The 26,007-nt window shown below is 69.9% G+C and carries 24 protein-coding genes and 2 rRNA genes; 6 read left to right on the top strand and 20 right to left on the bottom strand.

What is annotated here, in order from left to right; translation table 11 throughout:
- Nucleotides 1-3 precede the first annotated feature (3 nt).
- Both LJ657_RS20710 and LJ657_RS20705 read right to left on the bottom strand, forming a co-directional pair.
- Nucleotides 4-1,203, bottom strand: coding sequence for an aminotransferase-like domain-containing protein (locus tag LJ657_RS20710; RefSeq protein ID WP_232650231.1), 1,200 nt, complete (start codon nt 1,201-1,203; stop codon nt 4-6).
- Between the two features lie 121 nt (nt 1,204-1,324).
- On the bottom strand, nt 1,325-2,227 hold the full coding sequence (locus tag LJ657_RS20705; protein ID WP_232650229.1) for an SAM-dependent methyltransferase: 903 nt from the start codon (nt 2,225-2,227) through the stop codon (nt 1,325-1,327).
- A gap of 281 nt (nt 2,228-2,508) precedes the next feature.
- Here LJ657_RS20705 and LJ657_RS20700 point away from each other — a divergent pair, with 281 nt between their 5' ends.
- Complete coding sequence (locus LJ657_RS20700) at nt 2,509-2,691, top strand: hypothetical protein (RefSeq protein ID WP_232650228.1); 183 nt, start codon at nt 2,509-2,511, stop codon at nt 2,689-2,691.
- A 44-nt stretch (nt 2,692-2,735) separates the two neighbouring features.
- Here the strand turns inward: LJ657_RS20700 and LJ657_RS20695 are convergent, their stop codons facing one another.
- On the bottom strand, nt 2,736-3,098 hold the full coding sequence (locus LJ657_RS20695) for a DUF805 domain-containing protein (protein ID WP_232650227.1): 363 nt from the start codon (nt 3,096-3,098) through the stop codon (nt 2,736-2,738).
- Nucleotides 3,099-3,398: 300 nt separating this feature from the next.
- Nucleotides 3,399-4,391, bottom strand: coding sequence for a porphobilinogen synthase (gene hemB, locus LJ657_RS20690; protein ID WP_232650225.1), 993 nt, complete (start codon nt 4,389-4,391; stop codon nt 3,399-3,401).
- Nucleotides 4,392-4,573: 182 nt separating this feature from the next.
- Here hemB and LJ657_RS20685 point away from each other — a divergent pair, with 182 nt between their 5' ends.
- Nucleotides 4,574-5,977, top strand: coding sequence for an FAD-binding oxidoreductase (locus LJ657_RS20685; protein WP_232650224.1), 1,404 nt, complete (start codon nt 4,574-4,576; stop codon nt 5,975-5,977).
- Nucleotides 5,978-6,122: 145 nt separating this feature from the next.
- Here the strand turns inward: LJ657_RS20685 and LJ657_RS20680 are convergent, their stop codons facing one another.
- The 5 genes from LJ657_RS20680 to LJ657_RS20660 all read right to left on the bottom strand — a co-directional run bounded on the left by LJ657_RS20680 (nt 6,123) and on the right by LJ657_RS20660 (nt 11,920).
- A complete protein-coding gene (locus LJ657_RS20680) occupies nt 6,123-7,826 on the bottom strand; it encodes a bifunctional uroporphyrinogen-III C-methyltransferase/uroporphyrinogen-III synthase (RefSeq protein ID WP_232650222.1) in 1,704 nt (567 codons plus the stop codon).
- The gene (gene hemC, locus LJ657_RS20675; RefSeq protein ID WP_232650221.1) at nt 7,823-8,782 is read right to left on the bottom strand and encodes a hydroxymethylbilane synthase; all 960 of its coding nucleotides are present in this window, start codon (nt 8,780-8,782) and stop codon (nt 7,823-7,825) included. Before hemC ends, LJ657_RS20680 begins: the two co-directional genes overlap by 4 nt.
- Nucleotides 8,779-10,566 carry a glutamyl-tRNA reductase gene (locus LJ657_RS20670; RefSeq protein ID WP_232650220.1) on the bottom strand — a complete coding sequence of 596 codons (1,788 nt, stop codon included), beginning with the start codon at nt 10,564-10,566 and terminating at the stop codon, nt 8,779-8,781. Before LJ657_RS20670 ends, hemC begins: the two co-directional genes overlap by 4 nt.
- Complete coding sequence (locus LJ657_RS20665) at nt 10,563-11,333, bottom strand: redox-sensing transcriptional repressor Rex (protein WP_232650219.1); 771 nt, start codon at nt 11,331-11,333, stop codon at nt 10,563-10,565. The genes LJ657_RS20670 and LJ657_RS20665 overlap by 4 nt, the downstream gene beginning before the upstream one ends.
- 281 nt (nt 11,334-11,614) lie before the next feature.
- Nucleotides 11,615-11,920 (bottom strand): glutaredoxin family protein, encoded by a 306-nt coding sequence (locus tag LJ657_RS20660; RefSeq protein WP_232650218.1) that lies wholly within the window; start codon nt 11,918-11,920, stop codon nt 11,615-11,617.
- 152 nt (nt 11,921-12,072) lie between these two features.
- Here LJ657_RS20660 and LJ657_RS20655 point away from each other — a divergent pair, with 152 nt between their 5' ends.
- The 3 genes from LJ657_RS20655 (at nt 12,073) to LJ657_RS20645 (ending at nt 16,997) form a co-directional block, all read left to right on the top strand.
- Nucleotides 12,073-12,984, top strand: coding sequence for an HAD family hydrolase (locus LJ657_RS20655; protein WP_232650216.1), 912 nt, complete (start codon nt 12,073-12,075; stop codon nt 12,982-12,984).
- 1,649 nt (nt 12,985-14,633) lie between these two features.
- Nucleotides 14,634-15,410 (top strand): ECF subfamily RNA polymerase sigma factor, BldN family, encoded by a 777-nt coding sequence (locus LJ657_RS20650; RefSeq protein ID WP_232650214.1) that lies wholly within the window; start codon nt 14,634-14,636, stop codon nt 15,408-15,410.
- Nucleotides 15,411-15,773: 363 nt separating this feature from the next.
- The gene (locus LJ657_RS20645; RefSeq protein WP_232650213.1) at nt 15,774-16,997 is read left to right on the top strand and encodes a DUF5667 domain-containing protein; all 1,224 of its coding nucleotides are present in this window, start codon (nt 15,774-15,776) and stop codon (nt 16,995-16,997) included.
- A 233-nt stretch (nt 16,998-17,230) separates the two neighbouring features.
- On the opposite strand, the gene LJ657_RS20640 is transcribed toward LJ657_RS20645, so the two are convergent.
- The 5 genes from LJ657_RS20640 to LJ657_RS20620 all read right to left on the bottom strand — a co-directional run bounded on the left by LJ657_RS20640 (nt 17,231) and on the right by LJ657_RS20620 (nt 21,059).
- The gene (locus LJ657_RS20640; RefSeq protein ID WP_232650212.1) at nt 17,231-18,283 is read right to left on the bottom strand and encodes a lysophospholipid acyltransferase family protein; all 1,053 of its coding nucleotides are present in this window, start codon (nt 18,281-18,283) and stop codon (nt 17,231-17,233) included.
- A 14-nt stretch (nt 18,284-18,297) separates the two neighbouring features.
- Entirely contained in the window at nt 18,298-19,359 is a 1,062-nt protein-coding gene (locus tag LJ657_RS20635) for an NAD-dependent epimerase/dehydratase family protein (RefSeq protein ID WP_232650210.1), read from the bottom strand.
- Between the two features lie 280 nt (nt 19,360-19,639).
- Nucleotides 19,640-19,738: a 30S ribosomal protein bS22 gene (locus LJ657_RS20630; protein ID WP_003948845.1), complete on the bottom strand. Its 99-nt coding sequence runs from the start codon at nt 19,736-19,738 to the stop codon at nt 19,640-19,642.
- Between the two features lie 155 nt (nt 19,739-19,893).
- Complete coding sequence (locus tag LJ657_RS20625; RefSeq protein WP_016437488.1) at nt 19,894-20,103, bottom strand: helix-turn-helix domain-containing protein; 210 nt, start codon at nt 20,101-20,103, stop codon at nt 19,894-19,896.
- 140 nt (nt 20,104-20,243) lie between these two features.
- Nucleotides 20,244-21,059, bottom strand: coding sequence for a phosphatase (locus LJ657_RS20620; protein ID WP_232650208.1), 816 nt, complete (start codon nt 21,057-21,059; stop codon nt 20,244-20,246).
- A gap of 207 nt (nt 21,060-21,266) precedes the next feature.
- On the opposite strand from LJ657_RS20620, the gene LJ657_RS20615 reads away from it, so the two are divergent.
- The gene (locus LJ657_RS20615; protein ID WP_232650206.1) at nt 21,267-21,698 is read left to right on the top strand and encodes a spore-associated protein A; all 432 of its coding nucleotides are present in this window, start codon (nt 21,267-21,269) and stop codon (nt 21,696-21,698) included.
- A 43-nt stretch (nt 21,699-21,741) separates the two neighbouring features.
- Here LJ657_RS20615 and LJ657_RS20610 read toward each other — a convergent pair whose 3' ends face one another.
- The 6 genes from LJ657_RS20610 to LJ657_RS49355 form a co-directional block, all read right to left on the bottom strand.
- Entirely contained in the window at nt 21,742-22,914 is a 1,173-nt protein-coding gene (locus tag LJ657_RS20610) for an acetoin utilization protein AcuC (RefSeq protein WP_232650204.1), read from the bottom strand.
- Complete coding sequence (locus tag LJ657_RS20605) at nt 22,865-24,088, bottom strand: MFS transporter (RefSeq protein WP_232650203.1); 1,224 nt, start codon at nt 24,086-24,088, stop codon at nt 22,865-22,867. Before LJ657_RS20605 ends, LJ657_RS20610 begins: the two co-directional genes overlap by 50 nt.
- A 78-nt stretch (nt 24,089-24,166) precedes the next feature.
- Entirely contained in the window at nt 24,167-24,895 is a 729-nt protein-coding gene (locus LJ657_RS20600) for a VC0807 family protein (RefSeq protein WP_232650201.1), read from the bottom strand.
- A 92-nt stretch (nt 24,896-24,987) separates the two neighbouring features.
- Nucleotides 24,988-25,632 (bottom strand): HAD family hydrolase, encoded by a 645-nt coding sequence (locus tag LJ657_RS20595; RefSeq protein WP_232650199.1) that lies wholly within the window; start codon nt 25,630-25,632, stop codon nt 24,988-24,990.
- A gap of 62 nt (nt 25,633-25,694) precedes the next feature.
- Nucleotides 25,695-25,811, bottom strand: a 5S ribosomal RNA gene (rrf, locus tag LJ657_RS20590).
- A 95-nt stretch (nt 25,812-25,906) separates the two neighbouring features.
- A 23S ribosomal RNA gene (locus tag LJ657_RS49355) occupies nt 25,907-26,007 on the bottom strand; the annotation flags it as partial.

Here is a 26,007-nt window from a genome sequence, read left to right as displayed (position 1 = left end):
GCCCTAGCCCCGCAGCCCCTCCCCCAGCCTCCTGAGCCCCTCCCCGATCTCCTCCGGCGTCTGCGTCACGAAGCACAGCCGCAGGGTGGAGCGTTCGGGGTCGCCCGCGTAGAAGGGTGCGCCGGGGACGTACGCCACGTCGTGCCGCACCACCTGCGGCAGCAGCGCCGTGGTGTCGTACGGCTCCGGGAGGCGGGCCCAGAGGAACATGCCGCCCTCGGGCCGGGTCCAGGTCGAGCCCTCGGGAAGCGCCCCGGGCAGCCCGGCGAGCATGGCGTCCCGGCGCTCGCGGTACACGTCCGCGACCCGCGCCACATGGGCGTCCAGGTCGTGGTCGGCCACATACCGTGCCGCCGCCAGTTGGTTGAGGGTCGGGGTGTGCAGGTCGGCGGCCTGCTTGGCGACGACACAGGCGCGCCGCAGCTCACCCGGCGCCCGCAGCCAGCCGAGCCGCAGGCCCGGCGCCATGACCTTGGAGAGGGAGCCGAGCAGCACGGTACGGTCCGCCGCTTCCTCGTACGAGGCGATCCACGGCACCCGCTCGCCCTCGAAGCGGAGTTCGCCGTAAGGGTCGTCCTCTACGATCCACAGCCCCCGGCGGGCGGCCACTGCCGCGACGGCGACCCGGCGGTCGGCGGGCATGGTGCGGCCGGTGGGGTTCTGGAACGTCGGCACGGTGTACAGCAGCTTGGGCCGCTCCCGCGACACCAGTTCCTCCAGGGCCTCGGGGTCGACCCCGTCCCCGTCTCCGGGCACGGCCACCACCCGCGCACCCGCGAACGCGAAGACCTGAAGTGCCGCCAGATAACAGGGACGCTCGACGAGGACGACGTCCCCGGGCTCCAGCAGGGCCGTCGCCAGCAGGGACAGCGCCTGCTGCGAGCCGGTGGTGACGAGGATGTCGTCGGCGTCCGTGGACAGCCCGCGGGCCGAGGTCCGCGCGGCCAGCGCGCCGCGCAGGGTCGGCTCACCCTCCGTCGTGGAGTACTGCAGGGCCTGCGCGGACGCCCCGGCGAGCACCGCACCGAAGGCCTCCGCGACCCCCTGAGCGTCGAACAGCTCCGGCGCCGGCAGCCCGCCCGCGAAGTTGACCACCTCGGGCCGGGCGGTGACGGCAAGGATGTCCCGTACCGGCGAACCGCCGATCGACCGGGCCCGCGCGGCCAGTGGCGGGACGGGGGCAAAGGCGGGTGCGACGGTCATGGCACGGCTCCTTCGGCTGCGGTGACGGCGGCTCGTGACCGCAGCCTAGGGATGTAGGTGCTGTCTACAAGCAGGTTTCCGCGATACGGACGGGCCGCTCGGCATGCCGTGGACTTCTCCCTCAGGCCTTGTTGCCGATCGCCGCGTACACGTTGATGTCCGCGTCCGTGACGTCGTTGATGTCGGCGTACCGCACCTTCTCGATGTCGTCGAGCGCCGCCAGGTAGGAGGCGTCCGGCTGCTCCGGGACGGGAGCGGCGTGGTCGGCGCGCCAGTGATGCACCGGGACCACCCCAGGTGCGGTCGGCTGCAGTGCGTTCTCGGTGAAGAAGCGCTCGACCTCCGCCCGGGAACGCAGCACGAAGGTGAAGCCGCGTTCGGTGTATGTCCGTTGGACCGCGCGGATGTTCTCGGGATTGAGGTCCTCGGTGAGATGGCTGAGCACGAGTCGGCTGCCGGACGGCAGTGCGTCGACGAGCTCGCGCACGATCGGGTAGGCCTCGTCGTCCTCGACGAAGTGCAGGAGGGCGACGAGGAAGAGCGCGACCGGCCGCCCGAAGTCGACGGTCTTCGCAGCCTGTTCGAGGATCTGCGCCGGGTTCCTGAAGTCGGCGTCGAGGTAGTCGGTACGGCCGTCGGGCCCGCTGGTGAGCAGGGCCCGCGCATGTGCCAGCACCACGGGGTCGTTGTCGACGTAGACGACCCGCGCGTCCGGGATGATCCGCTGGGCGATCTGGTGGACGTTCTCCGCGGTGGGCAGGCCGGTGCCGATGTCGAGGAACTGGCTGATGCCGTCCTGTCCGGCCAGTGTGCTCACCGCGCGGCGCAGGAAGTCGCGGTTGTGCCGTACGTCGAGGTAGCCGCGCGGGTTGGCGGCGAGCGCGGCGGCGGCGGCCGCCCGGTCCACGGGGTAGTTGTCCTTGCCGCCCAGGAAGACGTCGTAGACGCGGGCCGGGTGGGCCTTGGTGGTGTCGATCCTCCTTCTCAGCTCGGCGGGGTCCTGACTGAGGGCGTCACCGGGCATGGGCGTCTCCCTGGAGAGTCGGAGCGATCGTTCAAGAGACAAGTACCAGACGCCAACAACCTAGCCGTCGGCAGCACTTGCCGTGACCCGCACCGTGATCTCACAGGTCCCGGGCCCCCGGGCGCGTCCCGTACCGCCCCCTTGGGACGTGGCATCCCCGCAGGTCAGAGGGCATCTCCTGGGTTCGGCGTCCCGAATCGTCCGCAGACTGTGGCGCGCGGAGCCGATCACCGCTCAGGCTGGAATCCCCAGCCCGCCGCCCACGGAAGGCACGTACCACCATGCCCGCCCGACCCCCTCGCACCCGCCTCCTCGCCGCCACCGCCCTGGTCCTCGCCGTGTTCGCGCTGACGGGATGCAGGGACGGGAAGGGCCTCAAGGACGAGGGCCCGGCAACGACCCACTCCCTGCACACGAAGAGGCCGCCCGGTCGGGAACAACCGGACGGCCTCGATGCGCGGTGATCAGCGGGCGTGTGCACGGTGATCAGCCGGCGTGTGCACGGTGATCAGCCGGCGAAGGCGGGAGCCGCTTCCTTCGGGTTCGGGCCGTACTTGTTCTCACCCGGCTGGCTGTCGGAGCAGGTGAAGACCAGCAGGGTGATACCGCCGACGAGCGGGACGATCCCGAACAGGAGCCACCAGCCGGAGCGGCCGGTGTCGTGCAGACGGCGAATGCCGACGGCCAGGCTGGGCAGCAGGATCGCGACGTAGAAGACGATGGCGATGAACGGCGCCTTGATCGCGAGGCCGATGCCGAGCAGCACCGCGTAGATGATCGCCGTGAACAGCACGAACATCCAGTACTCCTTGCGGCGCGCGCGCCCGCTGAACACCGCGTACTTCTTCAGCGCCTCGATGAACCAGCTCATGTGTGTCCCCCAGGGATCGACGTTCGGACCATCCGGAACGGATCAGGCCAGGCGAGAAGGTAAGGACACTGACGAGAACTCGTCAATTCGGTGTGTATGACGCAAGGGTTGAGCGCTTTTCGGACAGATCCACCGCGAATCGGTCCCGGACCCGCCGCTGATCACGGGGAACGGCGGGCAACCCCAGGACAGGAGGCATCAGTTCACGGATCCGAGTTGCTTCCGTTGCCGAACCGAGTGCATTCCGATGCAGGTCGGTGGCCGATTCGAGGCCTGACGTATCCCCATCCGTAGCCCGAATCAGCGCAACTTTTCCGCCACTTCGGTCGCCCAGTACGTGAGGATGTTCTGCGCGCCCGCCCGCTTGATGCCGGTCAGCGTCTCCAGGATCGCCCGGTCGCGGTCGATCCAGCCCTTCTCGGCGGCGGCCTCGACCATCGAGTACTCGCCGGAGATCTGGTAGGCGGCGACCGGCACGTCGACCGCGTCGGCGACCCGCGCGAGGATGTCCAGATACGGTCCGGCCGGCTTCACCATCACCATGTCGGCGCCCTCTTCGAGGTCGAGCGCCAGCTCCCGCAGCGACTCCCGCGCATTGGCGGGATCCTGCTGATAGGTCTTCCGGTCCCCCTTCAGGGAGGAGCCGACGGCCTCCCGGAACGGCCCGTAGAACGCGGACGCGTACTTCGCCGTATAGGCGAGGATCGCGACGTCCTCCCGCCCGATCTGGTCGAGCGCGTCACGGATGACCCCGATCTGCCCGTCCATCATCCCGCTGGGTCCCAGCACATGGGCCCCCGCATCGGCCTGGACCTGCGCCATCTCGGCGTACCGCTCAAGGGTGGCGTCGTTGTCGACGCGCCCTTCCGCGTCGAGCACCCCGCAGTGCCCGTGATCGATGGTCTCGTCGAGACAGACGTCGGACATGACGAGGAGATCGTCCCCGACCTCGGCCCGCACATCACGGATCGCGACCTGCAGGATCCCGTCCGGGTCGGTCCCCGGCGTCCCGAGGGCGTCCTTCTTCTCCTCCTCGGGCACGCCGAACAGCATGATGCCGGAGATCCCGGCGGCCACCGCCTCGGCGGCCGCCTTCTTCAGGCTGTCGCGCGTGTGCTGGACGACGCCGGGCATGGCGGCGATCGGCACCGGCTCGCTGATGCCCTCGCGCACGAAGGCCGGGAGGATGAAGTCCGCCGGATGCAGCCGGGTCTCGGCGACCATGCGCCGCATGACGGGGGTGGTCCGCAGCCGCCGCGGCCGCGTGCCGGGGAAGGATCCGTACTTCGTCATGCCCCCTACGCTACGCCCGGCTCACGCGCACCTTTGCCGACGGTATGTCGGGCCTGCGCGGCCGGCCGTCACTCCCGATGCGGCCCGCAGCCCCCGGGGCCATCCTGAAGACAGCAAGGCGCAAGGACCGGGCCCCCGTCCCCTCGCCGCGCAGGCCTGTCCGCGCGAAGGAGGAGGACGACATGACCGCCACCCACCACACCCCGCACCAGACCCCGGACCGGTTCGCCCTGTCCGAGATCCACGGCCCCGTCCTCCGCCCCGGCGACGACGCCTACGTCGCCGAGGTCACCGGCTTCAATCTGTCGGCCTTCCACCATCCGGACGTCGTGGTCGGGGCGGCCGGCGTGGACGACGTCGTGACGGCGATGCGCTGGGCCGCGGCGACCGGGACCCCGGTGGCGGTCCAGGCCACCGGCCACGGCGCGAACTTCCCCATCGACGGCGGCATGCTCATCAGCACCACGCGCATGACCGACGTGACGATCGACCCCGCCGAACGCACCGCGACGGTCGCCGCCGGCGCGAGGTGGCGCCATGTCCTGGAGGCGGCCGCCCCGCACGGCCTCGCCCCGCTCAACGGGTCGTCCTCTGACGCCGGCGTCGTCGGCTACACCCTGGGCGGCGGCCTCCCCGTCCTCGGCCGGACCTACGGCTACGCGGCCGACCGGGTCCGCTCCGTCCAGGTCGTCACCCCCGACGCCACCCTGCGCACGGTGACCGCCGACACCGAACCGGACCTCTTCTGGGCCCTGCGCGGCGGCAAGGGCAACCTGGGTGTCGTGACCGAGCTGACCTTCGACCTGGTCCCCCTCGCCAGCGTCCTCGGCGGCGGCATCTACTTCCGCGGCGAACACGCGGAGACGGTCCTGCACACCTGGACCGACTGGACGACGACCCTGCCCACCGAGATGTGCAGCGCCTACACGCTCCTGCGCCTGCCGCCGATCCCGCAGATCCCCGAGCCCCTGCGCGGCGGCTTCTGGGCCCGTGTCGCCCTCGCCTGGACCGGAGACGTCGAGGAGGGCGAGAACCTCCTGGCCCCCATCCGCGAGGCCGCACCGGTCGCCATCGACACGGTGGAGGACATGCCGTACGCCGCCATGGACCGCATCTACCTGGACCCGGAGGACCCGCTGCCCGCGCGCGAGGCCTGCACCCTGCTCAGGTCCCTGCCCCCGGACGCCCGGACGGCCTTCCTGGACCGGGCGGGCCCGGCCGTCCCCGACTTCCCGCTCCTGCTGATCGAACTCCGCCACATGGGCGGCGAACTCTCCCGCCCCGCCCCCGTCGAGGACGCCATCTGCGCCCGCGACGCCAGCTACCTCCTGGAAACGGTCGGCGTCCTCCCCGACCCCGACACCGCGGCAGCCGTGGAGACAGCCACCACGGCCCTCCACGACACCATGTCCCCGTGGAGCACCGGCCACACCCTGGTCAACCTCCACGGCAGCCCGGGCGACGAGAAGGACCGGGCGCGCGCCTGGACGGACGAGGTCTACACCCGCCTGAGCAGAACGAAGTCCCACTACGACCCGGACAACCTGCTGCGCTTCGGCCACACGGTGAGCACCACTTCCGCGTAGCCTGCGGGCAGTCGTTCAGACGTGGCTGCGGGCAGTCGTGCCGCCAGGGGCCGGCGGCACGGGTGGGCGCAGCGGCACCCCGCAAGCGCGGGCGAGCGAAACCACCCCCACCCCGGCCACCGGTCACCGGTCACCGGTCACGCAACTACGTCGTCCGCCTCCGCCGAGCCCCCGGCCGCCGCTCACTGGGCCGAGTAACAGGATCCCCGGCATCCAGGGCGGCAGCCCTACGCCGCAGCCCGAAATCGGCAAGCGCCTCGGTCAGCTTGTGCACGGACGGCTCCGGAGCCATCACATCCACCCGCAGCCCATGCTCCTCGGCAGTCTTCGCGGTGGCCGGCCCGATACACGCGATCACCGTCACGTTGTGCGGCTTCCCGGCAATACCCACCAGGTTCCGCACGGTGGACGACGAAGTGAACAGCACCGCATCGAAGCCACCCCCCTTGATCGCCTCCCGCGTCTCGGCCGGCGGCGGCGAGGCCCGAACGGTCCGATAGGCCGTGACGTCGTCGACCTCCCACCCGAGCTCGATCAGCCCGGCGACAAGGGTCTCCGTGGCGATGTCCGCACGCGGCAGGAACACCCGGTCGATCGGGTCGAACACCGGGTCGTACGGCGGCCAGTCCTCGAGCAGCCCCGCAGCGGACTGCTCCCCGCTCGGCACCAGATCCGGCTTCACACCGAAGGCGACGAGCGCCTTCGCGGTCTGCTCCCCCACCGCGGCAACCTTGATCCCCGCGAACGCCCGGGCATCGAGCCCGTACTCCTCGAACTTCTCCCGGACCGCCTTCACCGCGTTGACCGAGGTGAACGCGATCCACTCGTACCGCCCGGTGACGAGCCCCTTCACGGCCCGCTCCATCTGCTGGGGCGTCCGCGGCGGCTCGACGGCGATGGTCGGCACCTCGTGCGGTACGGCCCCGTAGGACCGCAGTTGGTCGGAGAGCGACGCCGCCTGCTCCTTCGTACGCGGCACGAGAACCTTCCAGCCGAACAGCGGCTTGGACTCGAACCACGACAGCCGGTCGCGCTGGGCGGCGGCGGAACGCTCACCGACCACGGCTATCACCGGCCGCCCGCCCTCGGGCGAGGGCAGCACCTTGGCCTGCTTCAGCGTCTGGGCGATGCTCCCCAGCGTCGCCGTCCAGGTCCGCTGCCGGGTGGTCGTACCGGCGACCGTCACGGTGATCGGCGTGTCCGGCTTACGGCCGGCCGACACCAGCTCGCCCGCGGCCGCGCCCACCGAGTCGAGCGTCGTCGACACGACCACCGTCCCGTCGGAGACACCCACCTCCGTCCAGCACCGGTCCGAGGCGGTACGGGCGTCCACGAACCGGACGTCCGCGCCCTCGGCGTCGCGCAGCGGAACACCGGCGTACGCGGGCACGCCGACGGCCGCGGCGACACCGGGCACGACCTCGAAGGGCACACCCGCGGCGGCGCAGGCGAGCATCTCCTCGGCGGCGTAAGCGTCCAGGCCAGGGTCCCCGGACACCGCACGGACGACCCGCCTGCCGCCCCGCGCGGCCTCCATGACAAGATGTGCGGCATCCCGTACCGCGGGGACCCCAGCGGTTGTTGACGAGCTGTCAACAACCGCGAGCTGAGGTGTGCCCGTGCCCGGAAGCGGGTCCGACGAAGGACCCCCGTCCGTGTGCACTTCGGCGACACCTTGTCTGGCGTGCTGACGTACCACGTCGAGCACGTCGTGCTCGGCGACGAGGACGTCCGCGTTCGCCAGCGCCTCCACGGCGCGCAGAGTCAGCAGTCCCGGATCCCCGGGTCCGGCACCGAGGAAGGTGACGTGCCCGTGTTCAAGGCCGGCGGGAAGAGTGGTGGGGCTCAATGTGCTCGCTCCCCCATCAGACCGGCCGCGCCCTGGGCAAGCATCTCGGCAGCGAGTTCACGGCCGAGCGCCATTGCTTGGTCGTACGTCTCGGGCACGGGACCGGTGGTGGACAACTGCACCGTGCGGGAGCCGTCGGTGGTACCGACCACTCCCCGCAGGCGCATTTCCTTGACAATCTGCCCGTCGGCCAGCAGGTCGGCCAGCGCGCCCACAGGGGCGCTGCAGCCGGCCTCCAGGGCGGCGAGCAGTGACCGCTCGGCGGTCACGGCGACCCGTGTGAACGGGTCGTCGAGCTCTCCGAGCGCGGCGATCAGCTCCGCGTTGTCCGCGGCACACTCGATCGCCAGTGCCCCCTGGCCGGGGGCGGGCAGAACCGTGTCGACCGACAGGAAGTCGGTCACTTCATCGCTACGGCCTATCCGGTTGAGGCCGGCGGCGGCGAGGACGACGGCGTCCAGCTCACCGTCCCGTACGTACCCGATCCGGGTATCCACGTTCCCCCGTATCGGGACCGTCTCGATGTCCAGCCCGTGGCTGCGCGCGTACGCGTTCAGCTGCGCCATGCGACGCGGTGAACCCGTACCGATGCGCGCCCCGCGCGGCAGGTCGGTGAACTTCAGCGCGTCCCGGGCGACGATCACGTCGCGCGGGTCCTCGCGCAGCGGGACGGCGGCGAGCGCCAGCTCCTCGGGCTGCGCGGTGGGCAGGTCCTTGAGCGAATGAACCGCGAAGTCGACCTCACCCCGCAGCAGCGCGTCGCGCAGCGCCGTGACGAACACGCCCGTGCCGCCGATCTGCGCGAGCTGCTCGCGGGAGTTGTCACCGTACGTGGTGATCTCGACGAGCTCGACGGGCCGTCCGGTCACCTGGCTCACGGCGTCCGCCACCTGCCCGGACTGGGCCATGGCGAGTCTGCTTCGCCTCGTCCCCAGTCTCAATGCCTTGCTACTCATGCCGGCCCTCGGTTCTTGCTGTTCTCAGGTTCATCGTCCGCGCCGTCGGCCCGGGAGACGGCGGCGACCGCCTCCTGGTCGAGGTCGAACAGGGTGCGCAACGCGTCCGCGTACCCGGCGCCGCCGGGCTCGGCCGCGAGCTGCTTGACCCGTACGGTCGGCGCGTGCAGCAGCTTGTCGACGACGCGCTTGACGGTCTGTGTGATCTCGCTGCGGTGCTTGTCGTCGAGTCCGGGCAGCCGCCCCTCCAGCCGCGCGATCTCGTTCGCGACGACATCGGCGGCCATGGTCCGCAGGGCCACGACGGTGGGGGTGATGTGCGCGGCTCTGAGCGCCGCCCCGAAGGCCGCGACCTCGTCCGCGACGATCCGCCGCACCTGGTCGACGTCGGCCGCCATCGGAGCGTCCGCGGAGACCTCGGCGAGCGACTCGATGTCGACGAGCCGCACCCCGGCCAGCCGGTGCACGGCCGCGTCGATGTCGCGGGGCATCGCCAGGTCGAGAAGGAACAGGACGGGCGCGGGACGCGGAGCCTCGACGACCGGCTCGGGCTTACGGCGCTCCGGAATCCGCCCGACCGTGGCGACGGTGGCGGCAAGCGCCGTGATCAGCTCGGCATCGGCCTCGGGCGCCCGCCGGGCCCCCTCACGCCGGTCGACGGTCCCGTTGTCCACCCAGACGGCATGCTGCTCCAGGGTCGCCGCATCCATCCCGGCAACGGCAGCCTCCCCCATCACGGAGAAGCCTTGCTGCACGGCAGGCAGGTCGAGCGGACACCCTTCCTCGGGCTCCGCCACTGCGCGGGCATCGGCTTCCGCCGTGAGTCCGCGGGCATTCTTGCCGCCCAGGGCGGCACCGGGCCCAAAGACGGGCGGCACCCCGTCAGCGCCGGGTTGCGCGGCCACCGCCGGGCCGGCACCAGCGTCCGGCCGCCGATCAAGCACACGGTCCTGCACCGCCGCAGCAACCACGCCGGCCGACAGGACCAACCCCGTCGCTCCGGTACAAGACACCACAACATCGGCACGTGTCAGCTCACCCGACACTGCATCCATCGGCACCGCGCGGGCCGGCACGCCCAGCTCGTCGCCCTCGTTCAAGATCTCGGCGAGCCGCTCGGCACGCTCGTCCGTACGGTTGGCGATCACGATCTCGTCGACCCCGGCCCGCGCCAGCGTGGCAGCGGCCAGCGAGGACATCGACCCGGCCCCGATGACCAGAGCCTTCTTCCCCCGGGCCCACCCCTGAACATCCGCCCCGGACGCCAGCTCCTCCAGCCCGAAGGTGACCAGCGACTGCCCGGCCCGGTCGATCCCGGTCTCGGAGTGGGCGCGCTTGCCGACCCGCAGCGCCTGCTGGAACAGATCGTTCAGCAGCCGTCCGGCGCTGTGCAGCTCCTGCGCCTTGGCCAGCGAGTCCTTGATCTGTCCGAGGATCTGCCCTTCCCCCACGACCATGGAGTCGAGCCCGCAGGCCACCGAGAACAGATGGTGAACGGCCCGGTCCTCGTAGTGGACGTACAGATAGGGCGTGAGCTCGTCCAGCCCCACCCCGCTGTGCTGGGCGAGCAGCGTGGACAGCTCTGCGACACCGGCGTGGAACTTGTCGACGTCGGCGTACAGCTCGATGCGGTTGCAGGTCGCGAGCACCGCGGCCTCGCCGGCGGGCTCCGCGGCGACCGTGTCCTGCAGCAGCTTGATCTGGGCGTCCGCGTTCAGCGCGGCCCGCTCCAGGACGCTGACCGGGGCGCTGCGGTGACTCAGCCCGACGACGAGGAGACTCATGCCGGCATCACGGCGGGTACGTCCCCGTCGGGCCCCTGCTCGGCTGCCTCGCGGCGGGTGGCGGCGACGGGCCCCGAGCCGTCGTGCGCCGCGGCCTCGGCCTCCTCGCCGGCCTTGCGCTGCTCGTGGAAGGCGAGGATCTGCAGCTCGATGGAGAGATCCACCTTGCGTACGTCGACGCCGTCCGGGACGGACAGCACGGTCGGCGCGAAGTTCAGAATGGAGGTGACCCCGGCGGCCACGAGCCGGTCACAGACCTGCTGGGCGGCTCCGGCGGGGGTGGCGATGACGCCGATGCTCACCCCGTTGTCCTCGATGATCTTCTCCAGCTCATCGCTGTGCTGCACGGGAATCCCGGCCACGGGCTTCCCGGCCATCGCCGGATCGGCGTCTATGAGGGCCGCCACCCGGAAACCGCGGGAGGCGAACCCGCCGTAGTTGGCGAGAGCGGCGCCGAGGTTACCGATACCGACGATCACAACCGGCCAGTCCTGGGTGAGCCCCAGCTCACGCGAGATCTGATAGACGAGATACTCGACGTCGTAGCCGACACCGCGGGTCCCGTACGAACCCAGGTACGAGAAATCCTTGCGCAGCTTGGCGGAGTTGACCCCTGCGGCGGCCGCCAGTTCCTCGGACGAGACCGTGGGTACCGAGCGCTCCGACAGTCCGGTCAGCGCGCGGAGGTACAGCGGAAGCCTGGCGACGGTGGCCTCGGGAATCCCTCGGCTACGGGTCGCCGGTCGGTGAGATCGGCCAGTTGCCACGGTGCTCCTGCGGGTAGAGCGGGGCTGTAGGCGGTCACACGTACCCAGACCGCCCCGTCGACAGCAGGCTATGTCTTTGTGAACGCGTGCACAAAGATGGTGTCCGATTTGCCCGGCCAACGTGACCGGGGTCACGCGCCCCCGGCGCACTGGTGCGGAAGGGGCGCACAAGCACCACCGCTTCTCATCTCGTGGGGGCAAAACCGCACACTCTCCTCTTACGATCCCCGCCCCCGAGACCAGTCGCCGTCGATCCTAGGCGAGGTTCCGGACGACTTGGACTACTCGGTCAGCGCCTTGCGCAACCGCTGCTCGTCCACGCGCCAGAAGGTGTGCTGCCGGCCGTCGACGAGAACGACGGGAATCTGCTCCCAATACTGGTCATGGAGCTGCTGATCCAGGGAGATGTCCTTCGCCTCCCACTCCACCCCCACCTCTTCGCACACCTTCTCCACCACAAGCTGTGCGTCATCACACAGATGGCACCCCGGCTTACGAATGAGAGTGACGCTCCGACCCTGAGTGTCCTGAGGAGCCTGAGGTGCCTGCTGGGCCTTGCGTCGGAAGAGGGGACTCATGTCAGCCATTCTCGCGCGCCCGCACGGCGGCGGCACACCCGTGCAAACAGCAATGCGCGGGCGGATCGGATCAGTTCTTTAACGACACGGTCGCGGAGAGTTCACAGCCTTCCAACCTCTGGCGTCTGGAGGCACCGAACAAACTGGCTATGCTCACGGACATGGCCGCTCTCGGATGGCTCACTCCCCGTAGGCGCTCCGCCACGGCGCGGAGCGTGTTGGCAGGCGAGGCCTCGGCAGAGGCAGCGCGCAAGTCCTCGCAGGACGTCCCCCCGGAGGAACCGGAGTTCCCGGTGCTCGGCGACGACAAGGCAGCAGCCTTCTTCGACCTCGACAACACCGTGATGCAAGGTGCCGCCCTCTTCCACTTCGGGCGGGGCCTGTACAAGCGGAAGTTCTTCGAGACCCGCGACCTCGCCAAGTTCGCCTGGCAGCAGGCGTGGTTCCGGCTGGCCGGCGTCGAGGACCCGGAACACATGCAGGAGGCCCGCGACTCGGCCCTCTCCATCGTGAAGGGCCATCGCGTCGCGGAACTCCAGTCCATCGGCGAGGAGATCTACGACGAGTACATGGCCGAGCGCATCTGGCCGGGCACTCGCGCACTCGCGCAGGCCCACCTGGACGCGGGCCAGAAGGTGTGGCTGGTCACGGCGGCCCCGGTCGAGATCGCCACGGTGATCGCCCGCCGCCTCGGCCTCACCGGCGCCCTGGGCACGGTGGCCGAGTCCGTCGACGGCGTCTACACCGGCAAACTCGTCGGTGAACCCCTCCACGGCCCCGCCAAGGCGGAAGCGGTCCGCGCGCTCGCCTCCGCCGAGGGCCTCGACCTCTCCCGCTGCGCCGCGTACAGCGACTCCCACAACGACATCCCCATGCTCTCCCTGGTGGGCCACCCCTACGCGATCAACCCCGACACCAAGCTCCGCAAACACGCCCGCCACCTGGACTGGCGCCTACGCGACTACCGCACGGGCCGCAAGGCAGCCAAGGTGGGCATCCCCGCAGCAGCAGGCGTAGGCGCGGTGGCAGGCGGCACTGCAGCAGCAATCGCTCTCCACAAACGCCGCCGCTAGCACCGCCAAGCCGCCAAAGAACAACCACCGGCACGCCGCGATCCGCCCCGAGAGCAACTACGGACACGCCGCGATCCGCCCCGAGAGCAGCCCCGGACACTCCCAAGCCACCCCGAGGGCGAATCAAGGACGTACCGCGAGCAGCCCCGAGGGCGAATCAAGGACGTACCGCGAGCAGCCCCGAGGACAACCACCGGCGCACCCCAAGCCGACCCACCGCGAATCACCAGCACACCGCGAGCAGCCCCGAGAACAACCACCGGCACCCCGCAAGCCGATCCGGCACCAAACACCCTGCGCCGCAAGTCAGTCCGAGGGAAGAGAACACCGGCCCGCCCCAAGCCGCTCCGCGAGCCAACACCGGCCCGCCCCAAGCCACTCCGCGAGCCAACACCCGTGAGCCGCATCCCGCTCCGCGAGCCAGTCCCGGCCGCCCCAAGCCGGTCCGCGAGCCAACACCGGCCCGCCCCAAGCCGCTCCGCGAGCCAACGCCCGTGAGCCGCATCCCGCTCCGCGAGCGAGGAACCGTGCGCCCGAGCCGGCCCGCCAGCAAATAACCCTGCCTGCAAGCAAGTCGGCCCCGAACAAGGGCGCGTTGCGGGCCGCCCCGGGGCCAAACACCGCTGCGTCGTGGGCCGGAGGCGCAGAAACCGCACCCCGCCACCGCCGAACGCCCCCCCACCCCTCCGGCGCTCGCGCCCCCTCCCCAGCCCGTCTGGCCTCGAAGCCCGACGCCGCTACCCGCTCCCCCAATCACCCACCGGACCACAGCCCCTGATCACTGACCGTAGCCTCCGAGCCCATCGGGCGCTCAAGCCCGACGCCGCCACCCCGATACCCCACCCACCCGCCGGACCACAGCCCCTGATCGCTGACCGTCGTCTCCAGCCCGTCCGGCGCTCAAGCCGACGCCGCCACCCCGATACCCCACCCACCCGCGGAGGCAGGCCCCTTGGGCTCCGGCACGTATCTTCCAGCCCGTCCGGCGTCCGAGGCCGACGCCGCCATCTCAATCCCCCGCCCACCCACGCGACCGGCCCCTGAGCGCGGGTGCGCACACTCCGGCCCGTCCGGCGTTCGAGGACGAGGCCGTTCAGGCCGAACGGGGCCCGGGGCGGAGCCCCGACGGGGTGCGGGGCCCCGACGGGGTGCGGGGCCCCGACGGGGTGCGGGGCCCAACCGGAGCGCAGGGGCGGAGCCCCACGAGGGGTGCAGGGGACGCGGTCCCCGCCGGGGTCGAAGGGGCGGCAGCCCCTGGGGACGGGACGGGTAGGGGCGGCGGGGGCGAGAAAACACCAACATCCGCACCACCTCTGATCACACCGCAACCAACCTCGCCCCGAACACGCCAATCCCCACGGACCTACCCCCACACCCCCTGTCCAGTCGCATTGGCTGCACACGGCCACAACACGCCCCGTTCCCACTCGAAACCCGACCCATTCCGATCAACAACCAGTCAGGCTAGGACACTTGATAGGCCGCCAATCGGTTACAGAAGCGACGTAATCGATGATTTGAGCAACTGGGTGTAGCAGCGCCTGCACGAAGCGTTATTCTCCTCAGACGCAAACCGGTACCCCTCCGTCGCTACGACGGGTGAAAGGTCCCGCACTGCACGTGATGGAAGCTCTGCCTCTGGGAGTCCCGTGTACCCACACGTCGGGGTTGACGCCTCGGGCCTGGCTACGCTGCGCGCAACGGTCCAAGACCTGTTGCGCGGCTTCGTCCCCACCGCGTACGCCGTCCCCGCCCTAGCCGTAACCAGCACCCCCGTCGGCCCGTGCTACGCCCTCGCCGACGGCAGCACCGCCGCCGTCGGCAGACGCAGCCGCGCCGCCGGCACCACCACCACCCGCCGCCCTGCCGCGGACAGCGACAGCGCCCGGATGATGGACCTCGTCGAACGCGCCCAGGCCGGCGAGGCCGACGCCTTCGGCCGTCTCTACGACCAGTACAGCGACACCGTGTACCGGTACATCTACTACCGCGTCGGCGGCAAAGCCACCGCCGAGGACCTCACCAGCGAGACGTTCCTGCGCGCCCTGCGCCGCATCGGCACCTTCACCTGGCAGGGCCGCGACTTCGGCGCCTGGCTGGTCACGATCGCGCGCAACCTCGTGGCCGACCACTTCAAGTCGAGCCGCTTCCGCCTCGAGGTGACCACCGGCGAGATGCTCGACGCCAACGAGGTCGAGCGCTCCCCCGAGGACTCCGTCCTGGAGTCCCTCTCCAACGCCGCCCTGCTCGACGCCGTACGACGCCTCAACCCCCAGCAGCAGGAGTGCGTCACGCTCCGCTTCCTCCAGGGCCTCTCCGTCGCCGAGACCGCCCGCGTGATGGGCAAGAACGAGGGCGCCATCAAGACCCTCCAGTACCGAGCGGTACGCACCCTGGCCCGCCTCCTCCCGGACGACGCCCGCTGACGGAACGCACCGAAGGCGCGCAACCCACGAAACCCCGGGCACCCCGGACACCCCTGAAAGCGCGGAGAGCCCGGGAGCACGGACCGCACTGAACACACCCGGCACCCACCGGGCCCGGACAGAACACACCCGGTACACGCTCAGTGATGCCCAACTAGCTGTCAGTGAAAGTCCGTTGACTTCCCGATCCGATCATCCGTCGTCCGTAACCCAAGTGCCGAGACACTCGTTGTGCGGGATGCAGGCTCCCTGTGGTCACTCCCTGGCCGTCTCCGATCACTCGATCGTGTGGATGTGGTCAGAGCGTGCAACCCTCAGGACCCCCTGGGGAGTCGACCGTCATCACGAGAGGAGGTGCCGCCAGTGATCGCGAACGTATCGGCACACCGGCGGGCGAACGCCTTCGCCCAGGCCCTGGAGGAGCAGCCGGACCAGGGCACGGCGGCCGAGCAGTCCGAAGGACCGACCCCGGCCCCGGCTGCTGCGGAACAGACCGAGCAGGGCCGTCTGTTGGCCCTCGCGGATGGTCTCGGCGAACTGCCCAGACCGAAGCTGGACCCTGAGGTCAAGGTCGTCCAACGGGCACAGCTGGTGGCCGCGTTCGAGGCCATGGTGCAGCAGGGCGCCGGGGGCGGGGCGGCGGACACCGCGCTGCCCGAGCAGCGCTCCCGCGGCGGACACCGGGCGAGCCCACTGGGCAAGCTGCGACCACGGTCACGGCTGACCAAGGGCCTGGCCGCGGGCGGGCTCAGCGTCGGCGTCGCGGCGGGCGCCTTCGGCGGAGTCGCCGCCGCCAGCTCGGACGCCCTGCCCGGCGACTCGCTCTACGGACTCAAACGCGGCATCGAGGACTTCAAGCTCAACTACCTGTCCGACGGGGACGACGAGCGCGGAGTGGCCTACCTCGATCAGGCCTCCACCCGGCTGGCCGAGGCCCGCCGCCTGATGGAGCGCGGCCGCAACGGTGGCCACCTCGACCACGAGTCCGTCGGCGAGATCCGTCGCACCCTGTCGGGCATGACGCGCGACGCGTCCGAGGGCCACCGGCTGCTGCACGAGGCGTATGAGCGCGACCCCGGGTCCCTGGGCCCCATCCAGGCCCTGTCCGCGTTCTCCCGCTCGCACCGCGAGGTCTGGGGCGCCCTCCGCCAGAGGCTCCCGGTCCAGCTCGGGGACGTCAGCAGCCAGGTGTCGTCGGTGTTCGCCGCCATAGACGAAGAGGTCGCCCCGCTGCAGTCCCTGCTGCCCCCGTCCCCGGCCCACGGGGGCGGCAACGGCAAGCACCACGGCTCGGGCGCGGCGTCCAAGGGCGCCTCCGGCTCCGGCCGGGGATCCAAAGGGTCAGGCACAGGCAGCGGCTCCTCCGGCAAGAGCCACTCCAGCAGCCCCAGCCAGTCGACCGGCTCCACCGGCGAGGGCCTGCTCGGCGGCAGCACCGGCGGCCTGCTCGACCCGCCCAAGGACAGCGGCAGCGCTTCCCCGTCCACCAGCAAGTCCCCGACCACCGAACCGGACGTGACGATCCCGCCACTCCTCCCGGGCCTGCTCCCCGGCCTCGGCATCGAAGGCGGCGAAACAAACCAGTAGTCCGCCCGTACGGCAGTGGGGGCGCCCTTCTCCCGAGGGGCGCCCCCGTCGTCGTACGAAGGGACTCACGGCTCCCAGCCCCGAAGCCGCCTCAGAAGAACACGGACCGCCGCTGCACCAGCAGCTTGGCCCCTCCTATCCGCTGCCCTCGCGCTGCTTCGCAGGCTTCCGACAGCCGCACAGGACTCCGCCCGACGGCTCCACACCCCGGAATCGGGCAGGAGGGCACCGCGTCAGAAGAACACGGACCGCCGCTGCACCAACAGCTTGTACAGCGTGTGCTGGATCTGCTCCCGCACCTGGTCCGTCAGGTTGAACATCAGCATCGGGTCCTCAGCGGCCTCCGGCGGATAGCCCTCCGTCGGAATCGGCTCGCCGAACTGAATCGTCCACTTCGTCGGCAACGGCACCGCCCCCAGCGGACCGAGCCACGGGAACGTCGGCGTCAGCGGAAAGTACGGGAACCCGAGCAGGCGGGCCAGCGTCTTCGCGTTGCCGATCATCGGGTAGATCTCCTCGGCCCCGACGATCGAGCACGGGATGATCGGGGTGCCGTGGCGCAGCGCCGTGGAGACGAAGCCCCCGCGGCCGAAGCGCTGGAGCTTGTAGCGCTCGCCGAAGGGCTTGCCGATGCCTTTGAAGCCCTCCGGCATGACCCCGACCAGCTCGCCCTGACCCAGCAGCCGTTCCGCGTCCTCCGCGCAGGCCAGGGTGTGACCGAGTTTGCGGGCCAGCTCGTTGACCACGGGCAGCATGAAGACCAGGTCCGCCGCGAGCAGCCGCAGATGGCGGCCCGCGGGGTGGTTGTCATGCACGGCGACCTGCATCATCAGGCCGTCCAGCGGAAGCGTCCCGGAGTGGTTGGCGACGATCAGCGCGCCGCCGTCCGACGGGATGTTCTCGATGCCCTTCACCTCGACCCGGAAGTACTTCTCGTACACCGGCCGCAGCAGGGACATCAGGACCTGGTCGGTCAACTCCTCGTCGTAGCCGAAGTCGTCGACCTCGTAGTCGCCGGTGAGGCGGCGGCGCAGGAAGTTCAGGCCGCTCGCGACGCGCCGCTCCAGGCCCCCGTCGTTCTGCGGCCGCTGGGGCGGCTGTTCCTCATGCGTCACAGGAACATCATCCTGCGTGCGCGCCCTGCTGGGCAGGGGCTGGACCTCTCCGACCAGCGCGGGTTCCGTGGTCTTGCGTCGGCTCCCCGCGCTCCGGCGCCGCGGCGGCCGCTGGACGGCACTTCCGCGGGACCGGTCGTCGTCGAACGGAATGACCTTGGCATCCGCCATCGTTGATGCGCTCCTCAGTTCGCGCTCTGCGTCGGGGGGTGGCCGCCGCCCAGGACGGGCAGCGCGGCGATCCGGTCGACGGCCCCTGAAAGGGCCTCCGGGGGCAGGAGTCCGGGTCCCCGGCTGCGCGCGAAGTCCGCGAACGTCTCCGCTGTCGTGTACTTCGGCTTGAATCCGAGCGTCTCGCGCATCTGGTCCGTCGCCACGACCCGCCCGTGGGTCAGCAGCCGGATCTGTTCGGGCGAGAAGTCCGTCATGCCCAGCGTACGCACCAGGGAGCCCGCCCAGGTGACGGCAGGCAGCAGCAGGGGCACGGTCGGCCGCCCCAGCCGCCGCGAGCACTGCGACAGCAGCAGGACTCCGTCGCCGGCGATGTTGAAGGTGCCGCTGTTGAGCGTGCCCCGCTCCGGCTCGTGCGAGGCGATCCGCAGGACCTCGATCACGTCGTCCTCGTGGACGAACTGAAGCCGCGGGTCGTACCCGAACACGGTCGGCAGGACCGGCAGTGCGAAGTAGGACGCGAGCGGCGTGTCGGCCGTGGGCCCCAGGATGTTCGCGAACCGCAGCACACACACGGCCACATCCGGCCGCCGCCGCGCGAAGCCCCGTACATACCCCTCGACCTCGACGGTGTCCTTGGCGAAGCCGCCGCTGGGCAGCGACTTGGGAGGGGTCGTCTCGGTGAACACCGCGGGATCGCGGGGCGCGGACCCGTACACGTTCGTGCTGGACTTCACGACGAGCCGCTTCACGGTCGGCGACTTCTGGCAGGCGCCGAGCAGCTGCATCGTGCCGATGACGTTGGTTTCCTTGATCGCGGTCCGGCTGCCACTGCCGAGCCCGGTCGCGCTCACATCCATGTGCACGACCGTGTCGGCGCCCGTCTCGGCGAGTACGCGCGCGATGGTGGGCTGCCGGATGTCGGCCTGGATGAAGTCGGCACCGCCCAGGTGGTGCTCGGGTGGGACCGCGTCCACGGCGACGACCCGGTCCACCTGCGGGTCACGCTGGATCCGTCGTACGAACCGGCCCCCAAGCCTGCGGGCCACTCCGGTCACGAGCACGACCTTGCCCAAGATCTGCGCCTTCCTTCCAGCCCATCCGGTACTCGTAGCCTGCCGCGTTCCCCGTGTGCGGCCAACCTAGCGGGTCGATGTTGCGCTGTGATGACCACCCAATGCACGAAGTGACGGCATCCACAGGCATACGAACAGACCAGGCCATGTGAAACACGTGCGTACGCACGGGCCTTGTGCGAGGTCCCGTGCGCTTCTGGGATCTTCTGTGAACTCCAAACGCATGTGACCCCCCACCGGTTGCGGTGGGGGGCCACAGAACACGCTCCTGGAGCGTCGCCTACTTCTTGTTGCGACGCTGAACGCGCGTGCGCTTGAGCAGCTTGCGGTGCTTCTTCTTGGCCATCCGCTTGCGCCGCTTCTTGATAACAGAGCCCACGACTACCCTCGCTCACTTCTCATCACTCGGTGCTGGGCGCCATGGGCCCATACGACCTACAAGGGGCCAGCCTACCCGCCCGAGCGCTGAGGTCGTAATCGAGGTGCCGGGGGAGATCCCGAAGTGCCCTGAGGATCCCCCCGGAGCGGTCGCCGTCAGGCGGTTTCCACCCCCACGTAGCTCTCGCGGAGGTACTCGTGAACCGCGTTCTCGGGGACGCGGAAGGACCGCCCCACCCTGATCGCGGGCAGATGACCGCTGTGCACCAAGCGGTACACGGTCATCTTCGACACTCGCATCACCGAGGCGACCTCCGCCACGGTAAGGAACTGAACCTCGCTCAGAGGCCTCTGCTCAGCAGCCATGACACACCTGAACCTTCCGCACTCGACGGCCACCGGCTTCCCCTTCCGGTGACTCTTCGTCGCTGCGTGCTCACTCCCCAATGTAGGGGCGGGTGATGCGAGTGGGGAAGAGGTGCACCCATCGCATGCCCATCACTGGCCTACTGTGACAGACACGCTCGATTGAGTACGTAGCGGGTAAGCGGCCGGTAGTAATCAGACCGCACAGCGTCATCAAGTGGAACGACGACGGACACGGACCCCTCAGCCTCCCCCACGAAGAGCGCGGGGTCGTCCGTATCGGCGAGCCCAATGGCCTCGAACCCCAGCTGACCTGCCCCGCAGACCCAACCGTGGTCCCCGACGACCAGCTCGGGAAGCGGCCCGCCGGCCTCGGCCGCCGCAGCCAGCGCGGTACGAACCGGGAGCGGTGAATGCGTGTGTACGCCGGTCGCACAACCGGGGCGAGCCGCGCCGGGTTCCCGCACCAGCGCGACTCCTTGTACGTAGCCAAGGTTGTACGTGCGTAGACCGAACCGGGTCGTTATGTCGACACAGTGACCATGCGCAGGTGTGAGGACGGTACATCCCGCCGCCGACAGCGCGTCCGCCAAGGCAGCGTAGAAGCCGAGCAGCCGGTGCGGGTGACCGGTACCGAGGAGCACCGGGGCGCTGCGCTCGGCGGCCGCGGCGAGACGGTCCGCGAAGGCATCCAGAGCGGTCAGAGTCCGCTCCGGATCGATCACATCATGGCCGGAGACATACTGCGGATCGGCCGAAACACCGCATTTGTCCGCCATCAGCTCGATCAAATCCCGCTGCCGCCACGTCCATTCTGGATCGAGTCCGATCAGCACGCGCGGGTCACGGGCGGCGAACAACCGATAGCTGCGCAGGCTCTCCTCCCGGGAGGTGGCCACGGGCCCGGCGAGACGGGCGGCCAGGAGATGGGCCCGCAGGGCTCCGGTGCTCAACACACCTCGATGGTGTCGGACGGGAACGGGGAGGGGCATACGAACGCGCAAACACCGCACAGTTGGCGTAACAGCTCCCGTGACACTGGTGACAGAACAGCGACACAACGGCCCACAACCGTCGTGGGGGCTCCCTGGTCTCACCATGCGTGGACGGCAACGACCAACCGTCCCAACCAAATCGACCAACACATCACCAGGGGGAACACCATGAACCTGTCCCGTCGCGCCACGACCGCCGCCGCACTCACCGTGCTGGCGCTCGGCGGCACGGTCGCCGCCACCGCTCCGGCCTCGGCGGCCACCACCACCAAGGCGGCAGCCGCCTCGTACAACGGTGCCTGCGGCACCGGCTACAAGGTCATCGACTCCACCCCGGTCGGCAACTCCGGCAAGGTGTTCCTGACCTGGAACGAGTCGACCGGCAAGAACTGCGCCGTGACCATCCGCAACACCACGGGCGCCAAAACCCACATGGAGGTCACCCTCAAGGCCATCGACAGTGGCGAGCGGACCGCCGTGGACTCCGGCCAGTACACGAGCTACGCCGGCCCCGTCTACGTCAACGCCCGTGGCTACTGCGTCGCATGGGGCGGCACCATCGGCACCGCCTCGGCCGGCGACTCGGGCCACTGCAGCTGACACGACGCCCGGGGGCGGCCCTCTGCGCCCGCCCCCGGCACCCCTACGCCAGCAACCCCCGCAGCGGAAACACAGCTCGCCGAGTAGCCAGCACAGCCTGATCCAACCGGTCCGCAGGGTCGTACCCCGCCTCCCAGGAGGGGTACGACACCGGCCACCGCCCATCAGTCATCCGCGCCGGCGCCAACTGCCGCGTCCGCGCGAACACCTCCTGCCGCCACCCCTCCGGGATCACGGCCTCCGGCGCAATCTCCCGCCCCGCCGCGATCCCCACGAGATGCGTCCACGACCGCGGCACGACCTCGACCACCGCATAACCGCCACCACCCAGCGCAACCCACTTCCCACCGGCGTACTCGTGCGCAAGCGAATGGCAGGCGACCTGCACAGCCCGCTGCGCATCCAGCGACACCGCCAGGTGCGCCAGCGGATCCTCGAAGTGCGTATCGGCCCCGTGCTGCGTCACCAGCACCTGCGGCCGGAAATCGGCGATCAGTTCCGGTACGACGGCATGGAAGGCCCGCAGCCACCCGGCGTCCCCCGTCCCGGCGGGCAGCGCCACATTGACGGCCGACCCCTCAGCGGCGTCGGCCCCCGTCTCCTCCGGCCACCCGGTCTGCGGAAACAACGTACGGGGATGCTCGTGCAGCGAGATCGTCAGCACCCGCGGGTCCTCCCAGAAGGCAGCCTGCACACCGTCTCCGTGATGCACGTCCACGTCGACGTATGCGACCCGCTCGGCGCCCAGCTCCAGCAGCCGGGCGATCGCCAGCGAGGCGTCGTTGTAGATACAGAACCCCGACGCACTCCCCGGCATCGCATGATGCAGCCCCCCGGCGAAATTCACCGCGTGCAGCGCATCCCCGCGCCACACCGCCTCCGCGGCCCCCACCGACTGCCCCGCGATCAGCGCGGACACCTCGTGCATCCCGGCGAAGGCGGGATCGTCCATCGTGCCCAGCCCGTACGCCCCGTCCGCCGCCTCCGGATCCGCCGAAGCCGCCTTCACCGCGTCGACGTAGTCCTCCCGGTGGACGAGCCGCAGGGTCGACTCCCCGGCAGGCTTCGCAGCCACCACCTCGACCTGCTTCTCGAGCCCGAAGGCATCGACAAGACGCCTGGTCAGGGCGAGCCGGACCGGATCCATCGGATGGTCCGGACCGAAGTCATAGCCCGTTACTGCCTCGTCCCACATCAGCTGTGCGCGGCCGCTCATGCCCGCCACCGTATCGGTCCGGTTGAGGAGCGAACGACCTGGCGTAGACCACGGTCACCAGCACCAACACCATCGGGACGACCATGGCCCCGCGGTAGCTCCACGCATCCCCCAGCGCACCCACCAGCGGCGAGCCGATCAGAAAGCCGACGTAGTTGAACACATTCAGCCGCGCGACGGCCGCATCCGACGCATGCGGGAACAACCGTCCGGCCGCCGCAAAGGTCTGCGGAACCAGCACACACAGCCCCAGCCCCAGCAGCGTGAACCCGAGCATCCCCACCCACGCCCCCGGCGCGAGGGCCACCACCGCGAACCCCAGCGCCGCCACCAGCGCCCCCAGCCGCACCACCGCCACGGCCCCGAAGCGCCGCACCCCGAGGTCCCCGAGCGACCGCCCCAGCAGCGTGGTCACCATGTAGACGTTGTAGGGAACGGTCGACAGCTGCTCCGAGCTCCCGAGCACGTCCTTCAGATACTTCGCGCTCCAGTTGGAGACGGTCGAGTCCCCGATGTACGCGAAGGTCATCACGAGACACAGCGGCAACAGCAGCTTGAAGACGACGGACTGCCCCTGCGCTCGGCCGTCCGCCTCTTCCGGTACGTCGACGGAGGCACCCCCGTCGACGTACCACCGACTCCCGATCAGCGTGGCCGGCAACAGCACCGCGACGACCGGCAGATACGACACCCACAGCGCCAGATGCCAGTGTGCCCCCACCCAGGCCAGCGAGGCCCCCACGATCCCGCCCAGGCTGAACGCGGCATGGAAACTGAGCATGATGCTGCGCCCGTACGCCCGCTGCAGGCTCACCCCGAGCATGTTCATCGAGGCGTCGAGCCCGCCCACCGCCAGCCCGAAGGCACCCAGCGCGATCCCCAGCTCGGCCAGGTTCTCCCCGGACCCGACGCCGAGGAGCGCCAGCAGCACCACGGGCTGCAGGCACCGCAGCAGCAGACCGGGGCGTATCCGCTTCACCAGTTGCTCGGTCGTCACACTCCCCACGCCGGCCAGGATCGGCACGGCGGCCAGGAAGAGGGGCAACAGCGCGTCGGAGACCCCGTACCGGTCCTGAATGGCCGGGATGCGGGTCACCAGAAGGGCAAAGGTGGCGCCCTGAGCGAGAAAGCTGAACGCCAAAGAGGCCCTACCGCGCCGCAGCACATCTGTCATGGCGGCGAGCGTAGGGCCCCGGGCTACCTGTGGGTAGATCAAGCCAAAGATGAATTTCCCTCAGCTTCACTTTCTCGGTCAGGCGGCGACGGCGACCGCGTTCCGAGTGGCCGCTTCCTCGGCCTCCGCCTCGGCACGGAGCATCTCCTCCATCGGCCCGGCGGCCAGCCCACCGCTGACGAGGAAGGTCAGCACCATCACGCCGGCCATGACGACCCCGCCGAGCCAGACCATGGTGTCCACCGGGACGGTGTACGCCCCTACGACCCGGGCCACACACTCGGCGAGCAGTGCCACACCCCAGACCAAGGAGAACGTCCGCTCCTTGCGCAGGAAGTCGGCCGAGGCCGCCGCCCGGCCCGACGCCAGCCGCTGCCATGCGGCTTCCTTCTTGGGGTCGCCCTTCACCAGGAAGGGCTTCATCCCGGCGGTCATCATCGGCCGGCCGAGAGCCACCGAGACCAGGATGCCGATGCCGACGGTGCTGCTGACCGCGCCGTCCTTGGCGAGCATCAGCCGCGGGTCGCCTGAGACGAAGCTCAGCAGCAGGGAGACCACGTTGACGACGAGGATCAGCCCCGCCAGGCCGTTCGTCCTGTGCTCCTTCACCACGCTCCAGACGGTCCGCACCGCGGGGACGACGCTGCTCCAGGCGAGCGCCGCGAAGGTGCCCATCCCGAAGGCGTCCTTGAAGAGGTAGTACGAACCGAGGGGGACCGCCACATCCACGATCAGCGGGCGGAGGTTGTCGAGCGCGCTGGGAGTCTGGTTGCTGCTCTGGCCCTGGGACACCGTGTTCGTCGTCATGCCCTCAGCTTCGCGTCCGGCACCCGGTCTCCAGTAGAAACGATCGTCCGGAGCTCTGCATGACAATTGTCAGCCGCCCACCGATGCCGACGTCATACGAGCAGGTCAGCCAACTCACCGAGGTCCCTGAAGAGTTGCGTTGCCCCGGCAAGCCGCCCGGCTGGCGTCATCGCGGTGAACCCGTACACATCCATCCTGGCCGCCACAGCCGCCTGCACCCCCAACGGACTGTCCTCGACGACCACACAACGCTCCGGCGTGACTCCCATCCGCTCGGCCGCGTAAAGGAACAGGTCCGGTGCCGGCTTCCCCCGCCCCACATCCCGCGAACTGAAGATCCGCCCGTCATCGAACCAGCGGTCCAGCCCGGTCTTCCGATGCCCCACCCGAATCCGCTCATGACTCCCGGAGGACGCGACACAGTACGGCACCCCGTCAGCAGCCAGCTTCTCCACCACACCGGCGGCTCCGGCAACCGGCTCCAACTCCCGCTCGAACGCCGCGAAGACACGCGCATGGAAGACGTCATCGAAGTCATCCGGAAGCTTCTGGCCGGTCCTCTCCTGGATCAGGTCGTGGATCCGGTGCATGGCAGAACCCATGTAGTCGCGAAGGGAGTCCTCGTAGGAGGTCGGGTGCCCCAACTCGGTGAGATAGGCGGCCAGGAGCCGGTTGGAGATGGGTTCGCTGTCGACGAGGACACCGTCATTGTCGAAGATCACGAGGTCATAGCGCATAACTATGAGCCTAAACGCAGAAAACCCCCGTGCCGAATGGCACGGGGGTTTTCTCAATTTTTGTTCGGCGGCGTCCTACTCTCCCACAGGGTCCCCCCTGCAGTACCATCGGCGCTGTAAGGCTTAGCTTCCGGGTTCGGAATGTAACCGGGCGTTTCCCTCACGCTATAACCACCGAAACACTATGAAACTGTCGAACTCCTGCCGCACCACGCCGTGACCGGACGCGGGGCCGTTCGTGGTTTCAGAACCAACACAGTGGACGCGAGCAACTGAGGACAAGCCCTCGGCCTATTAGTACCGGTCACCTCCACACCTTGCGGTGCTTCCAGATCCGGCCTATCAACCCAGTCGTCTACTGGGAGCCTTACCCCA

Origin of the sequence: Streptomyces guryensis, from assembly GCF_021261325.1 — a bacterium.
In the GTDB taxonomy this organism is placed as follows: Bacteria; Actinomycetota; Actinomycetes; order Streptomycetales; family Streptomycetaceae; genus Streptomyces; species Streptomyces guryensis.
This window is presented reverse-complemented; position numbering and strand designations above follow the sequence as displayed.

Excerpts from the sequence above, each read along its gene's own strand:
- LJ657_RS20685 (WP_232650224.1), top strand. The coding sequence starts at position 4,574 with ATGACCGCCACCCACCACACCCCGCACCAGACCCCGGACCGGTTCGCC.
- hemB (WP_232650225.1), bottom strand. The coding sequence starts at position 4,391 with ATGACGAAGTACGGATCCTTCCCCGGCACGCGGCCGCGGCGGCTGCGG.
- hemC (WP_232650221.1), bottom strand. The coding sequence starts at position 8,782 with ATGAGTAGCAAGGCATTGAGACTGGGGACGAGGCGAAGCAGACTCGCC.
- LJ657_RS20710 (WP_232650231.1), bottom strand. The coding sequence starts at position 1,203 with ATGACCGTCGCACCCGCCTTTGCCCCCGTCCCGCCACTGGCCGCGCGG.
- LJ657_RS20705 (WP_232650229.1), bottom strand. The coding sequence starts at position 2,227 with ATGCCCGGTGACGCCCTCAGTCAGGACCCCGCCGAGCTGAGAAGGAGG.
- LJ657_RS20700 (WP_232650228.1), top strand. The coding sequence starts at position 2,509 with ATGCCCGCCCGACCCCCTCGCACCCGCCTCCTCGCCGCCACCGCCCTG.
- LJ657_RS20695 (WP_232650227.1), bottom strand. The coding sequence starts at position 3,098 with ATGAGCTGGTTCATCGAGGCGCTGAAGAAGTACGCGGTGTTCAGCGGG.
- LJ657_RS20660 (WP_232650218.1), bottom strand. The coding sequence starts at position 11,920 with ATGGCTGACATGAGTCCCCTCTTCCGACGCAAGGCCCAGCAGGCACCT.
- LJ657_RS20595 (WP_232650199.1), bottom strand. The coding sequence starts at position 25,632 with ATGCGCTATGACCTCGTGATCTTCGACAATGACGGTGTCCTCGTCGAC.
- LJ657_RS20610 (WP_232650204.1), bottom strand. The coding sequence starts at position 22,914 with ATGAGCGGCCGCGCACAGCTGATGTGGGACGAGGCAGTAACGGGCTAT.
- LJ657_RS20670 (WP_232650220.1), bottom strand. The coding sequence starts at position 10,566 with ATGAGTCTCCTCGTCGTCGGGCTGAGTCACCGCAGCGCCCCGGTCAGC.
- LJ657_RS20600 (WP_232650201.1), bottom strand. The coding sequence starts at position 24,895 with ATGACGACGAACACGGTGTCCCAGGGCCAGAGCAGCAACCAGACTCCC.
- LJ657_RS20605 (WP_232650203.1), bottom strand. The coding sequence starts at position 24,088 with ATGACAGATGTGCTGCGGCGCGGTAGGGCCTCTTTGGCGTTCAGCTTT.
- LJ657_RS20640 (WP_232650212.1), bottom strand. The coding sequence starts at position 18,283 with ATGGCGGATGCCAAGGTCATTCCGTTCGACGACGACCGGTCCCGCGGA.
- LJ657_RS20615 (WP_232650206.1), top strand. The coding sequence starts at position 21,267 with ATGAACCTGTCCCGTCGCGCCACGACCGCCGCCGCACTCACCGTGCTG.
- LJ657_RS20625 (WP_016437488.1), bottom strand. The coding sequence starts at position 20,103 with ATGGCTGCTGAGCAGAGGCCTCTGAGCGAGGTTCAGTTCCTTACCGTG.
- LJ657_RS20655 (WP_232650216.1), top strand. The coding sequence starts at position 12,073 with ATGGCCGCTCTCGGATGGCTCACTCCCCGTAGGCGCTCCGCCACGGCG.